The organism is uncultured Thiohalocapsa sp., from assembly GCF_913063425.1.
In the GTDB taxonomy this organism is placed as follows: domain Bacteria; phylum Pseudomonadota; class Gammaproteobacteria; order Chromatiales; family Chromatiaceae; genus Thiohalocapsa.
The window spans coordinates 1-13,359 of the sequence record NZ_CAJXYK010000050.1 but is presented as its reverse complement, the minus strand read 5'-3'; the positions used below and the strand labels follow the sequence as shown (position 1 = coordinate 13,359).

Annotated in this window: 8 protein-coding genes; 5 read left to right on the top strand and 3 right to left on the bottom strand. The window is 68.2% G+C overall.

The genetic code is table 11. The annotated features are described in order from the left end of the window. The first annotated feature begins 42 nt into the window (after positions 1 to 42). Positions 43 to 5,043, top strand: a complete 5,001-nt coding sequence (locus QZ607_RS21075; RefSeq protein WP_295886796.1) for a PilC/PilY family type IV pilus protein — start codon at positions 43 to 45, stop codon at positions 5,041 to 5,043. 35 nt (positions 5,044 to 5,078) lie between these two features. Continuing rightward, positions 5,079 to 5,516, top strand: coding sequence for a type IV pilin protein (locus tag QZ607_RS21070; RefSeq protein WP_295886794.1), 438 nt, complete (start codon positions 5,079 to 5,081; stop codon positions 5,514 to 5,516). A gap of 152 nt (positions 5,517 to 5,668) precedes the next feature. Here the strand turns inward: QZ607_RS21070 and QZ607_RS21065 are convergent, their stop codons facing one another. Continuing rightward, positions 5,669 to 7,006: a cytochrome c family protein gene (locus tag QZ607_RS21065; protein ID WP_295886792.1), complete on the bottom strand. Its 1,338-nt coding sequence runs from the start codon at positions 7,004 to 7,006 to the stop codon at positions 5,669 to 5,671. Between the two features lie 453 nt (positions 7,007 to 7,459). Between QZ607_RS21065 and QZ607_RS21060 the strand changes: the two genes are divergently transcribed. From QZ607_RS21060 to QZ607_RS21050, 3 genes are all read left to right on the top strand, one after another. After that, entirely contained in the window at positions 7,460 to 9,058 is a 1,599-nt protein-coding gene (locus tag QZ607_RS21060) for a multiheme c-type cytochrome (RefSeq protein WP_295886790.1), read from the top strand. Beyond that, on the top strand, positions 9,055 to 9,780 hold the full coding sequence (locus QZ607_RS21055; protein ID WP_295886788.1) for a NapC/NirT family cytochrome c: 726 nt from the start codon (positions 9,055 to 9,057) through the stop codon (positions 9,778 to 9,780). The genes QZ607_RS21060 and QZ607_RS21055 overlap by 4 nt, the downstream gene beginning before the upstream one ends. Positions 9,781 to 9,942: 162 nt before the next feature. Continuing rightward, positions 9,943 to 10,407: a hypothetical protein gene (locus QZ607_RS21050; RefSeq protein ID WP_295886786.1), complete on the top strand. Its 465-nt coding sequence runs from the start codon at positions 9,943 to 9,945 to the stop codon at positions 10,405 to 10,407. A 300-nt stretch (positions 10,408 to 10,707) separates the two neighbouring features. Here the strand turns inward: QZ607_RS21050 and pap are convergent, their stop codons facing one another. Both pap and QZ607_RS21040 read right to left on the bottom strand, forming a co-directional pair. Next, complete coding sequence (gene pap / locus QZ607_RS21045) at positions 10,708 to 12,264, bottom strand: polyphosphate:AMP phosphotransferase (protein WP_295886784.1); 1,557 nt, start codon at positions 12,262 to 12,264, stop codon at positions 10,708 to 10,710. Positions 12,265 to 12,507: 243 nt separating this feature from the next. Continuing rightward, positions 12,508 to 13,359: aminotransferase class V-fold PLP-dependent enzyme (locus QZ607_RS21040; RefSeq protein ID WP_295886782.1), on the bottom strand; the 852-nt coding region annotated here is incomplete at its 5' end.

Below are 13,359 nucleotides of genomic sequence, written 5' to 3'. Positions count from 1 at the left end.
CGGGATCGGAGCCCGGCCGCGGCACGATCGGAGGTTCGCATCATGGACGTCCACGCCAACAGGCTCCTCTGCCGGGGCACCCTGGTGCTCGGCCTCACCCTGCTGGTCGCCGCCGCCGAGGCGGCCGTCAACATCGCAAGCGAGCCGCTGTACCTCGGCGGCTCCGCGGCACCGCTCAACATGCTGGTGCTGGGGCGCGACCACACGCTCTACTACGAGGCCTACAACGATGCCTCGGACCTGGACGGCGACGGCGTGCTCGACACCACGTACCACCCCGACGCCATCGATTACTTCGGCTATTTCGACTCCTACAAATGCTATCGCTATGACAGCGGCCAGGGCCGCTTCGAGCCCGCCTCCCGTGCACCCGACAAGACCTGCAGTGGGCAGTGGAGCGGAGACTTTCTGAACTACCTCACCACATCGCGCATCGATGCCCTGCGTAAGGTGCTCTACGGCGGCTCCCGGCATGTGGACCAGGATGACCTGGTGGTGCTGGAGCGCAGCTACATCCCCCAGGATGCCCACAGCTGGGGCAAGGAGTATGCTGGCCTCGCGCAGGAAGGCTACGACATCCGCGCCTATGCGCCGCTGGAGCTGCCCGCCGCCGGCACCCGCCACCTGTTCGCCAACACCACGCTGCTCAAGACGGGGAACAAGGAGCCGCGGCTGCGGGTGCTGACCCATTCCACCTACCGCATCTGGGAGTGGGTGGCCATCGAGCGGCCGGTGGCCGGCAGCCAATGCGAGGACAGCAGCGGGCGGCGCAGCTGCGAGGACTCGGGCTCCAACAGCTGCGAGATCGTGCCCGACATGCAGCTCACCCAGGAGACCTACCGCATCACTCGCACGGGCAAGCAGACCGGGGACCGCTATCCGCGCAACGAAAAGGACTACAACGTGCTGGAGGCCTGGAACGCGAAGCCGTCCAATTTCTGCGGCGCGCGGGCCGTGACGGAGATCGACGGCTCCGGCAACCCCTTCGCCGGCGTCAACGGCTGCTCCAACGAGCGCTATCTGACGCTGTTCACCGGCACGCTCGACGTCGACACCGCCGGCTACTACACCTTCGCCGTGGACGGTGACGACGCGGTGGAGCTCGCCATCGACGGCGAGGTGGTGGCGGCCTGGTACGGCGGCCACGGCCGCTGCGGCAACGACAATTGCCGCTGTAACGGCCACACCGGCGAGGTCTTCCTGCTGCCCGGCGAGCACCAGGTGCGCTTTCGCCACCAGGAGTGGGCCGGCGGCGACAACTACTACCTGCGCTGGTGGCGCTACCGGCCGCCGTCGGTGATGACCGACTACAGCGTGCGCGTGCAGGTCTGCGACCCGGCGGTGGGCCTGGAGTCCAACTGCCGCGTCTACCCCGCCGGCAGCTACAAGCCCACGGGCCTGCTGCAGAAGCACGGCGAGGACGACCAGATGCTGTTCGGGCTCATCTCCGGCTCCTACAGCCATCCCTACAACATGCAGGGCGGTGTGCTGCGCAAGAACATGGGCAGCATCACCGACGAGATCGACCTGGACACCGGTGCCTTCACCGACACCGTCGGCATCATCCGCAGCATCGACCGCATGCGCGTGGTGGACTTCAACATGGGGCAGAACTACCAGTACAACGGCGGCTGGCTCACCACGGAGCCCATGTCCGGCAGCTCCAGGGAGTTTCCGGACTGGGGCAACCCCATTGCCGAGATGCTCTATGAGGGCGTGCGCTACTTCGCCGGCAAGCAGTCGCCGACGCCCGATTTCGTGCCGCCTGCGAGCAACGGCATGGAGGCGGTGACCCTGCGCGACTATGCGGGCGACAACACCATGGAACTCCCCCTGCCGAGCTGGACCGATCCGCTGGACGAGGCTGACAGCTCCACCGCCTGGTGCTCCGCGGGTGCACTCTTGGTGATCAGCGACCTGAATCCGAGCTACGACACCGACCAGGTGCCGGGCAGCGCCTTCAGCAGCTTCACGGGCGATGTCACCGGGCTCGACTGCAGCCTGGAGGCCGACGCCATCTGGACCGCCGAGCACGGCAATGTCACCCGCCAGCACTTCATCGGGCAGGTGGGCGACGACTACGACGGCGCCCCCAGCGAGAAGACGGTGTCCGGGCTCGGCGACATCCGTGGCCTGGCGCCGGAGGCGCCCACCAAGGAGGGCGGCTACTACTCCGCTGCCGTGTCCAAGTTCGCCTACGAGACCGACCTGCGCCCCGATCTCATCGGGCGGCAGAATCTGAACACCGTCGCCGTCGCCCTGGCCTCGCCGCTGCCGAAGATCGAGATTCCGGTGGCCGGCACCACCGTCACCGTGGTCCCGTTCGCAAAGTCCGTGGACGGGTACTCCATCGACCGGGACCGCGGCGCCTTCCAGCCCACCAACACCATCGTCGACTTCTTCGTCGACACCTTCGCGAACACCGACCCGGAGGGGTCGGACGCCGACCCGGACGTCAACGCCGGCCGGCCCTATGTGCGCTTCCGCATCAACTTCGAGGATGTGGAGCAGGGCGCCGACCACGACATGGACGCCATCATCGTCTACGAGCTGCGTGCCAATGCCGACGGCACCCTGACGGTGAGCCTGCTCTCTGAGTACGCCGCCGGCAGCATCGAGCACCACCTGGGCTATGTGATCTCCGGCACCACCGCCGACGGCGTGTACCTTGAGGTGCGCGACGAGGACACCAGCGAGAGCTCCGACGTGGCCTACTTCCTGGACACGCCGGCGGGCCTGGCGCCCGGCGCCTGCGAGCTGGGCGGCCCGGATGCCTGCGACGACCCGCTGCCGCTCACGGCCACCCGCACCTTCACCCCCAGCGGCATTGCCACCGGCGCCACGGTGCTGAACAGTCCGCTCTGGTACGCGGCCAAGTACGGCACCGCCGATCCGGACGATCTCGACGAGGGCGAGACCTCGTCCAACTACTTCCTGGTCACCAACGCCACCAACCTGGAGAAGCAGCTCGACAACGCCTTCTACGAGATCCTCGGGCTCATCTCCTCGGCCTCCGCCGCGGCCACCAACTCCACCCTGCTGCGCGACGACACCCTGGTCTACCAGGCGCGCTTCGACCCCGACGACTGGAGCGGCGAGATCCGCGCCATGGAGGTCAACCCGGACGGCTCCCTCGGCGGCATGCGCTGGAACACCAACGAGGTCGGCGTGTTCGCGCCGCACAGCTCGCGCCGCGTCTACACCTATAACGGACAGGACGGGCTGACGCTGACCTGGGACGAGTGGAGCCGGCTCTCGCTTACCCAATGCGCTGGTCTGCTGGGGATCGCGCTCGAGGATGCCATGAACCTGCTCGGTATCGATGATCCAGGCGCCGCCGGCTGCAGCGATCTGGAGCCGCTCGCGCCGGATCACGAAGCGCTCGATCTCAGCCTTGCCCGCGCGCGGCTGGAGTGGCTGCGCGGCGACGACAGCGAGGAGCTCACCGGAGTCCTGCGCGGGCGCAACCGCCTCCTCGGCGACATCGTGCACTCCAACCCATTCCTGGTGGATACCAAGGAATACGGCTTCGAGGTGCTCGCCCGCCAGGGGCCGGAGTCCAGCTACGACAGCTTTCGGGACGGCCTGTTGACCGCCGGCGACAACGGCGAGCCGCGCCGCCCGGTGCTCTACGTCGGTGCCAACGACGGCATGCTGCACGGGTTCGACGGCAACGAGGGGGAAGAAGTCTTCGCCTACATGCCGCATGCGGTGTTCACCCGGATTGCCGCGCTGACGGAGCCTGAGTACGAGCACCGCTACTACGTGGATGGCTCGCCCTGGGCCGTGGACGCCTACATCGACCCGGGCACCGGCACACCCGCCTGGCGCACCGTGCTGGTGGGCACCACCGGCGCCGGGGCGCGGGCTGTGTTCGCGCTCGACGTGACGGACCCGGAGACCTTCGGCCCGGAGCAGGTGCTGTGGGAGATGACCGACGACGAGCTCGGCTACACCATCGGCCAGGCCACCATCGCCCGGCTCGAGGCCGGCGACCGTTGGGTGGCCCTGGTGGGCAACGGCTACAACAGCGCATCCCAGCATGCGCAGCTGTTCGTCATCGATCTCAGCACCGGCGACATCATCCGGCGCCTGGACACCGGCGTCGGCGACGGCGACAGCCCCAACGGGCTCGCGAGCCCCACACCCGTGGACGTGGACTACGACCGCATCACGGATTACGTCTACGCCGGCGACCTTCAGGGCAACCTGTGGAAGTTCGATTTCACCGGCGCGAGCGCCGACGACTGGAGCGTCGCCTTCTCCGGCACACCGCTGTTCACCGCCACCGACCAGGCGCTGGCGGGGCAGCCCATCACTCACCGCCCCGCCGTCGCCCGGCACCCGCGCGGCGGGGTGCTGGTGCTGTTCGGCACCGGCAAGTTCTTCTCCGAGGACGACAACGTGGTGGACATGAGCACCCAGACGCAGAGCTTCTACGGAATCTGGGACCAGGGCGTGCCCGTGGGTGCACGCGCCGGCAGCCTGCTGGAGCAGACGATCCTGTACCAGGGTCCCCCCGGCGATGCGGACCTCCGCAACGAGGTGCGCCTCACCAGCAACGAGCCCATCGACTGGACCACGCACGACGGCTGGTTCATGGACCTGAGCTTCGCCGGCGCCCGGGAGGGCGAGCGGGTGATCGATCCTCCCATCATGCGCACCGACCGGATCGTCTTCACCACGCTGATCCCCAACGACGACGAGTGCGCCTCCGGCGGCAACAGCTGGCTCATGGAGCTGGATTTCCAGACCGGTGCGCGGCTTGCCTACTCGGCCTTCGACCTCAACGACGACGAGCGTTTCAACCTGGACGATTTCATCGTCTTCAAGGTCCCGTCGGAGGACAATCCGGGCGAGACGCTGGACGTCAGCGTCCCTGCGGCGGGCGTGTTCATCCCGGCCATCGCCAAGGCGCCGGCCTTCATCACCATCGGCTACAAGGACGTCAAATACTCGAGCCTCTCCAGCGGGCTGCTGCTCGACGTGGACAACCGGGCCGATCTCGGCTCCGGGCGGCAGTCCTGGCGGCAACTGCGATGACACCTCCCCGCAGTTCGAGACCGCCCGGCGGCGCCGTGCGCGCCGCCGCGGGCGTGACCCTGGTGGAGCTCCTGGTGGTGGTGGCCATCGTCGGTATCCTGGCGGCCGTCGCCTATCCCAGCTACCAGACCCAGATGACCCAGAGCTGGCGCACCCAGGCCATCGCCTGCCTGGAGGAAATGGCCCAGGGCATGGAGCGCCGCTTCACCGGGGCCATGAGCTACGCCGGCACGGCACCGCCGCCCAACGCCTGTGCCCTGGACGGCGACCCCACCTGGGCGGTGCTGGACGAGGATCTCGCCCGGCGCTACCAATTCGGCTTCGCCGCTGACCCCGATGCCGACAGCTACACCCTTCAGGCGGTACCCATCAACCGCCAGGCGACAGCGGATGCGGCCTGCGGCACTCTCAGCCTGGACCAGGCCGGCCGCCGTGGCGCGAGCGGCGGTGCACCGGTGGCCCGGTGCTGGTAGTCGGCCTGGGGCTGCCCCGGATCGCCTGGCCGAGCGCAAAAAAAGGCATCCGGGCACAGGGCCGCGGATGCCTGTCAAGTCGGTGGAGTCTCTGGTCGGCCCCGGTCGCATGGTCGCGACGGGGCCGATGACCCGCAGATGACGCGGGTTGGCTACTCGACGGTCATGGCCTGTTCGGACTCGGCGATGAGCACCGGCTCCTTCACGTCTTCCGGCAGGTGGTCGAACTTCTTGACCAGATTCGGCCAGAGCAGGTTGTAGTAGAGCTCGCCGCGCACCAGGGCCACGCCCTCGGCCGGGATCTCGTACTCCAGCACGCGCTCCTCATGCGGCTTGAGCCGGGTGTCATCCCCAGGCTGGGTGGCCGTCGGTGGGGGGGCCGGCATCCCTTCGTCATCCGCCAGGGCATAGGCCATGTAGGCCTGCGGATCATCCTCAGCCGGGTGGCCCTCGGCGTTCTGCCAGATGGGCTGGCCCGCGTCGTCGTACGCCGTCAGCTTGAGGTAGATGTTGCGGAACGGGGCGCCCGTGGGCAGGGCATGGGGCTGCTGGTTCTTGATGTAGACGCTGGTCTTCAGCACGTCGCCGTCCCGCTTGGTGTCCACGTCGAAGACGACGGAGCGCTTCAGCATCGGCTTGCTGTGGCCGCCGCCCATGCTGTGGTCCGCCAGGCCGTCGGTCACCGGCATGTGGCAGGACAGGCAGTTCACATCGGTCTTGCTGTCGATGTACTCGTTGCCGGTCTGGCAGAGCGGCACACCATGCGGGTTGTTGCGCTGGTCGTGACAGCCCCAGCAGGAGTCCGATGTCTTCATCAGGCGTGGATTGCCCTCCATGGGCAGGGCCTGGATCTCTTTGCCCTCGAATTCCACGGGCTCGCCCAGGTGCGGGTTCGGCTTCTGCGAGTCCGCACCGCCGCCGACGCCGACGCCGCCGAAGAGGTCATCGCTCGCCGAGGCCAGCTGCGCCAGACCGTTGTTGATGCCCTGCGGGCCCTGCAGGGTGTCGGCCACCTCGTAGGCCTTGAGGCCGAGCCGGAGCTTGCCGTCTTCGCCGCGGACGCCCTTGTAACTCTTCAATGTATGGCAGGCGACGCAGTTGACGCCCTCGCTGTAGGCGGCCATCTCGTCGAGCTTGGTCTTGCCGTCCTTCGCGGCGTTGGGGGCGTGGCACTGGAGGCAGATCGGATACTTGCCCGAGGCCTTGTGCTTGACGTCCTCCTGCGTCGGGTCCCCCACGACCATCTTGTAGAAGGTGCCGTGGATGGGGTCCTTCAGCGCCGTGCTGTTGGCGTGCATGGAGCCCTGCCACTGCTTGAAGATCTTCTGGTGGCAGCTGGCGCAGACCTCTGAGGACACATGGTGGATGGACTCCTCTGCCTGTGCGGCGGCGCCGAAGGCGATGGTCGCAAACAGCGCCAGCGCCGCCGGCACGAGGTCCCGCAGCCGATGCCGGCGCAGGTGCTTAAGCAGAATCGGGGTTGGGTTCACGAGCTCCTCCCTTGGTTTTTCGCTGGTTGCTCAGAAGCGCTGTCATTGTTTCTGTATCGGCCGGCCGATCACATGCGCGCGGTCAATATTCTTCATTGCCGAGTGAGGGGGTTCTTGCTGTAATTCCGTCGGACTGAGGCGCATCCAGGGCGGAATGAAAAGCGCGCAGGACAGGGAATAATTAAATATGCAAAAACTGATTTTGCGTCTGTCGTGCCATTGCGAGCAGCAGCGAATGGTCGAAATGCGCAGCGCTTGCGGCGTATGGCCGCAGATTCACGACAAGCGGTCTTTGCAGGCACGCGGCAGACGGCGAGAACACCTCAGCTCGGGCGCACGCGGGCGGCAGATCACATGAACCGCAGGCAGTAGGCAGAAGATCCCATGAATGCATTCCCCCACCGGCCGCAGCCGCGGTCGCCGCGCCGTCGGCCACATCGCCCGCAGGCCCTTGTGGCCTGGCTCCTGTTGCTGCTCGCCGCCGCCGTCGCCATGCCGGCGGCGGCGGAAAAGGTCAAGCTGGACCCGAGCGAGTGGGGCCACCCGGCGGGCGCGGCCTGCGCGAGCTGCCACGAGAAGGCCTCCCCCGGCATCGCCGAGCAGTGGCACCAGAGCGCCCACAAGAGCGCCGGCGTCAATTGCATGGACTGCCACCAGGCCGAGAGCGCCGACGTGGATGCCATCGAGCACGAGGGCCACATCATCGCCACCATCGTCTCGCCGAAGGACTGCGGGCGCTGCCATGAGAAGGAATACCTGGAGCAGGAGGGCTCGGTGCACGCCGAGGCCTATGCCATCATCGCCGACCGGGTGCCGGCGCTCGCCCACAACGTCACCGGCCCCGAGATGCAGGCCGCCGGCTGCGACCAGTGCCACGGCGCCCAGGTGAAGGTGCGCGGCGACGGCACCCTGGACCCGGCCACCTGGCCCAACTCCGGCATCGGTCGCATCAACCCGGACGGCTCCAAGGGCAGCTGCTCCTCGTGCCACGGCCGTCACGCCTTTTCCAAGGCGCAGGCGCGGGAGCCTGCGGCCTGCGTGCGCTGCCACTCGGGCCCGGACTCCCCGGACAAGGAGGTGTTCGAGGCCTCCAAGCACGGCATGATCTACGCCGCCCAGCGCGACGCCATGAACCTGCACGCGGACACCTGGGTGGCGGGCAAGGACTACACCGCGGCACCCACCTGCGTCACCTGCCACATGGGCGCCGCCGGCAAGGTGCCGGCCACGCACGACGTGGGCCTGCGCAACGCCTGGAGCCTGAATACGCCCGTGTCCGAGCGGCAGTATCTGGTGGTGCTCGACGACGGCTCGAAGCTGGAGCTGCCCGCCGACGCCAAGCCGCCCAAGCGCGGCGCCGAGCTCACCAAGGCCGACGGCAGCACCGCCAAGGTCAAGGTGGTGGCCACGCCTGAGCGGCGGCGGCTGGTGATGTCCACGGTCTGCCTGGAGTGCCACTCCAAGACCATGACCGAGGGGTTCATGCAGCAGTTCGACGACGTGGTGGAGCTCTACAACCGCAAGTTCGGCGAGCCGGCGGCGGCCATCATGGCCGGCCTCTACGACGCAGGCCTGCTCACCCCGCTGCCCTTCGACGAGCCGCTGGAGTTCACCTACTGGGAGCTGTGGCACGACGAGGGTGCCCGCGCCCGCCACGGCGCCTCCATGATGAGCCCGAACCACGCCTGGTGGGAGGGCATGTACCTGGTGGGCCGCAACTTCTACAGCCGCTTCCTGCCCCAGGCCCGCGCCGCCGCGGGTGACCAGGTCGCCGAGCTGGTGGACGCGCACATCGACGGCGCCGCGGGGCACGCCTGGCTCGCGCGCGGCGAGGAGGCCAATCCCATCCTCGGCTGGATGCCGCCACCGCCGCCCGCGGAGCCGCCGGCACCCGCGGCTGCGACGGAAGCTTCGCCGACCGCCGCAGAGGAGCCCGCTCCCGCCGACACGCCCGAGGCCGACGCGGGCTCCGCCGCCGTCGCCACCGACACCACCGTTGCCGCGGCGGGCGCCGACAATGCCGATGCCGCCGCCGAGGAGGGCACACCATGATCAAGCTCGAACCGCCGGCCTTCATTACCCGCCATGTGCTGTTCGCGTTGGTGGCGGGCGGCCTGGGTGGCGTGGTGTTCATGTTCTTCCTGCTGGAGTTCGACCATTACTCCAGCTCCAACGAGTTCTGCACCACCTGCCATTCCATGACCTACGCTGACGATGTCTACCAGCAGTCGGCCCACTACAACTCGGCCTCCGGCGTGCGCGCCAGCTGCGGCGATTGTCATGTGTCCGAGGGCATCATCATGGCCACCTATGACCACGTCATCGGCACCAAGGACCTCATCAAGCAGCTCTTCGGCAAGGCCGACTACGACGACCCGGTGGTGAACCTGCTGCACCTGCCGGATTCTGCCTTTGCTGCCCGGGAGTGGTTCCGCAAGCGCGACTCAGCCACCTGCAAGCGCTGCCATGAGCTGGACGCCATCCAGGGCACCCGCGCCAACACCGCCGCCATTCACCAGGAGGACACCGACGGCAAGACCTGCATCGACTGCCACATGAACCTGGTGCACCGCCACGTGCCGAGCGAGCAGACTTTCAAGCGCGCCGCCTGGAACGCCATGGTGGAAGAGGAATTCGACCTGGCGCCGGGCACCGCCGAACGGCTGTTGGCTGGCGAGGAGACGCCGGTACAGGAAGCGCGCGCAGCAGAGCAGGCGCCCACCACCGCAGGCGAAGGCGCAGCGCGCGGGACGCGGTTCGGCAGCGCCGATTGACTCGCGCCTAAGCCGGACTCGGCGCGCGGTTCAGGACAGCGGCGCGGCGTACGCGCCCTGTCGCCTAAATCGGAGCTTGGAGCCCTCGTCCCCGATGCGCGATGCCCCGCTGCCCGGTTGGTATACTGGCAGCCGGGCGTTCACAAGAACCTGCGACCTGGTATGGCCTTAGCAAAGGAAGACATCCAGTTCATCAAGGACCACCTCGGCGATTGGCTGGCAGAGCAGTCGCTTGGTAAGCCGCCGGCGGTGTACGAGATCGAGCTGCGCGAGCGCATGGTGCGAGTGGAGGAAGAGCTCAAGCACCAGCGGGAGCTGATGCGCGAGGCCTTCGCTCGTATCGATGAGCGCCTGGAGCAGGTCGACAGGCGCTTCGAGCAGGTGGACAGGCACTTCGAGCAGGTGGAGAAGCGCTTCGAGCAGGTGGACAAGCGCTTCGAGCAGGTGGACAAGCGCTTCGAGCAGGTGGAGAAGCGCTTTGAGCAGGTGGACAAGCGCTTCGAGCAGGTGGACAAGCGCTTCGAGTCGCTGACCCGCCGCATCGACCGATTCATGATCTGGTCGTTCGGCACCACGCTGACGGTTGGCGGGATCATCGTCGGCCTGGTGAAATTCTGGAACCCGTAAGCCCCAGATCGAGCAGCTCGGACCTGCCGCAGCCGGTCGAGCCTCCTGCGATCGCTGAGCCATCCGCTCAGCAGCGCCGGCAACCCCAGTCAGATCCCCCCAGTCAGCTCCCCCCAGTCAGATCCCCCCGGTCAGCTCCCCCCAGTCAGCTCCCCAGGCAGCCGCCCAGTCAGTTTCCCAGTCAGCTTCGGTGCCCGGGCAAGGGATGCCGGGGGCAGTCCCGGGGGCTGCTTGCGCGTCCCCCGAGCAGCACCGGCTGACTGACGCGCCGCGGCCTGCGCGGGCGATTCGCCTGATCGCTCAATCCTCCTCCGCCCGCAGCAGATCCCCGCAGCGGACCACGCCGACGCCGAGCTCGCCCTTTTTCTTCTTGAGGCCCTCGCGCATGCCGTCGCAGACGGTCTGGAGCACCTTGATGCGTGCGAAGAGCTTGTCGTCGCCTTCCACCAGGGTCCAGGGGGCGTATTCGGTGCTGGTGCGGGCCACCATCTCGTTCACGGCGGCCTTGTACTCGGGCCACCTCTCGCGGTTGCGCCAGTCCTCGTCGGTGATCTTGTAGCGCTTGTAGGGGGTGTCCTCGCGGTCCTTGAACCGACGCAGCTGTTCCTCGTCGCTCACCTGAAGCCAGAACTTCATGAGGATGGCGCCGTTCTCCACCAGCTGCTCCTCGAAGTCGTTGATCTCGGCGTAGGCACGGCGCCATTCGGCCTCGGTGGCGAAGCCTTCCACTCGCTCCACCAGCACACGGCCGTACCAGGAGCGGTCGTAGAGGATGATGTGGCCGGCGCGGGGGATGTGCCGCCAGAACCGCCACAGATAGTGGTGCGCCTTCTCCTCGTCCGTGGGCGCGGCCACCGGGATGGTGCGGTAGAGGCGGGCATCCACCGCCTGGGTGATGCGGCGGATGGCGCCGCCCTTGCCGCCGGCGTCCACGCCCTCGAACACCAGCACCGTGGTGCGCCGCTTCTTGTAGGCGGTCCAGGCCAGCTCGTTGACCTCCGCCTGCAGCCGCTTGAGCTGCTCCTTGTACGCGTCCTTCTCCAGCGACTGGCTCAGATCCAGCTGGTCCAGCAGCGTGATCTGGGCGCTTTGGGATTCCGGCAGCTGCAGCGGGTCCGACGGCGTGGCCGGCTCAGTCACCACCTGCTGGCGGCCGAGCCGGGCATGGATGGCCTGGAGCAGGGTCTTGCCCACGGTGAGGTCGCGGTAGCGGGTGTCCTCCGCCTCCACCAGATACCAGGGGGCGATGCCGCGGTCGGACTGGCGGATCACGCGCTCGGCCACGTGCTCGAAGAGCTGGTACTGCTCCGAGAACTTGGACTTCTCCGGCAGCATCTTCCAGCGGCTGCGGTCGTCCCGGGAGAGCTCCTTCAGGCGTCGCTTCTGGTCCTTCTCGCTCAGGTGGAACCAGAATTTGACGATCAGCGCGTTGTCCTGGGTGAGCATGCGCTCGAAGTCCACGATGCGGGCCAGCTCCGCATCCAGGGCCGCGTCGTCGCAGTGGCCCTGGAAGCGCTGCTCGATGGGGCCCAGGTACCAGCCGCCGAACAGGATGCCGATCTCGCCGCGCGGCGGCAGGGCCCGCCAGAAGCGCCAGTAGCGCGGGCGCTCGCGCTCCTCGTCGCTCATCTCCCAGAAGGCGAAGGTCTGGACACCGCGGGTGTCGAGCCACTCATTCAGGCGGTTCACCACCTCGCCCTTGCCGGCGGCCTCCACGCCGGAGACGATCACAATGACGGAGATGTTGCTCTCCTTGAGCCGCCGCTGCGCCTCCAGCAGCTCCGTGCGCAGCTCGTCGCGCTGGGCCTTGAACTCGTCTTTGCTGACGGTGCGGCCCACCTTGGTTGCCTCGAACATGTCAGGTCTCCTCGCGGCTGCGCGCCGGAAGCTGTGGGTTGGGCCGGCGGCCGCGGTGCCGGGCCGGCGCCCTGATGCCGGATGCCTGCCGGCGGCGGCCGCCAGCCTGAATTATGGGCCGGTTGGACGGATTCTGCGCAGCATTGGCCGGGCGTGCCAGGGCGGCGGAAGTCGTCCCCGACGGCGCGGTGGCCGTGGGTCGGGTCAGCGCAGCATCACCCGACGCGGCGCCGCGACGCGCTCTCAGTCGGGCTTCAGACCCGCCGCCGTGTCCAGCGTCAGGGCCATGGCCCGCGCCAACTGCTCCGGTGGCGTCCAGGCATGGGGCGAGAAGCGCAGGCCCCCGCCGCGGCTTGCGCACATGAGCCCCTGCTGCATCAGCGCCTGGTAGAGGGCGTGATTGTCCACCCCCGGCACGCAGAAGGTGACGATGCCCGCCCGGCGCGCCGGCGCCCGCGGGGAGAGCAGCTCCAGGCCGTGGGCATCGATGAGCTCCACCAGCCGCCCGCTGCGCTCGGCAATGGCCGCCGCCACGGTGGTAAGCCCCACCTCCAGCAGCAGCGACAGACTCGCCTCCAGCGCGTGGATGCCGAGCATATTCGGACTGCCGCTCTCGAAGCGCCGGGCGCTGTCCGCGGGGCGCCAGTCCTTGCGCGAGAAGTCGCCCATGTCCTCCACCATGTGCCAGCCGTGCTGGGTGAGCCTGAGCGACTCCCGCAGCCCGGGCCGCACCCAGAACAGCGCCAGCCCCTCCGGCCCCAGCATCCACTTGTGGCCGTCGGCGGCGATGAAGTCCGCCGGGATGTCTCGCAGGCTGAAGGGCAGGGCGCCGAGCCCCTGGATGCCGTCCACGCAGAACAGCACGCCACGCTCGCGCAGCCCATGGCCGAGCCGGGCCAGGTCCAGGCGCAGACCGCCCGCGTACTGCACCCAGCTCACGGCACAGAGCCGGGTGCGTGCATCGCAGAGCGCGAGCAGGTCGGCCTCCGGATCGTCGCTCCTCGCCAGGTCGAGCCGGCGGTACTCCACGCCGCGCTCGGCCAGGGCTTCCCAGACGATGCGGTTGGACGGAAACTCCTGCGCGATGCCGACGAT

Excerpts from the sequence above, each read along its gene's own strand:
- QZ607_RS21075 (WP_295886796.1), top strand. The coding sequence starts at position 43 with ATGGACGTCCACGCCAACAGGCTCCTCTGCCGGGGCACCCTGGTGCTC.
- QZ607_RS21055 (WP_295886788.1), top strand. The coding sequence starts at position 9,055 with ATGATCAAGCTCGAACCGCCGGCCTTCATTACCCGCCATGTGCTGTTC.
- QZ607_RS21050 (WP_295886786.1), top strand. The coding sequence starts at position 9,943 with ATGGCCTTAGCAAAGGAAGACATCCAGTTCATCAAGGACCACCTCGGC.
- pap (WP_295886784.1), bottom strand. The coding sequence starts at position 12,264 with ATGTTCGAGGCAACCAAGGTGGGCCGCACCGTCAGCAAAGACGAGTTC.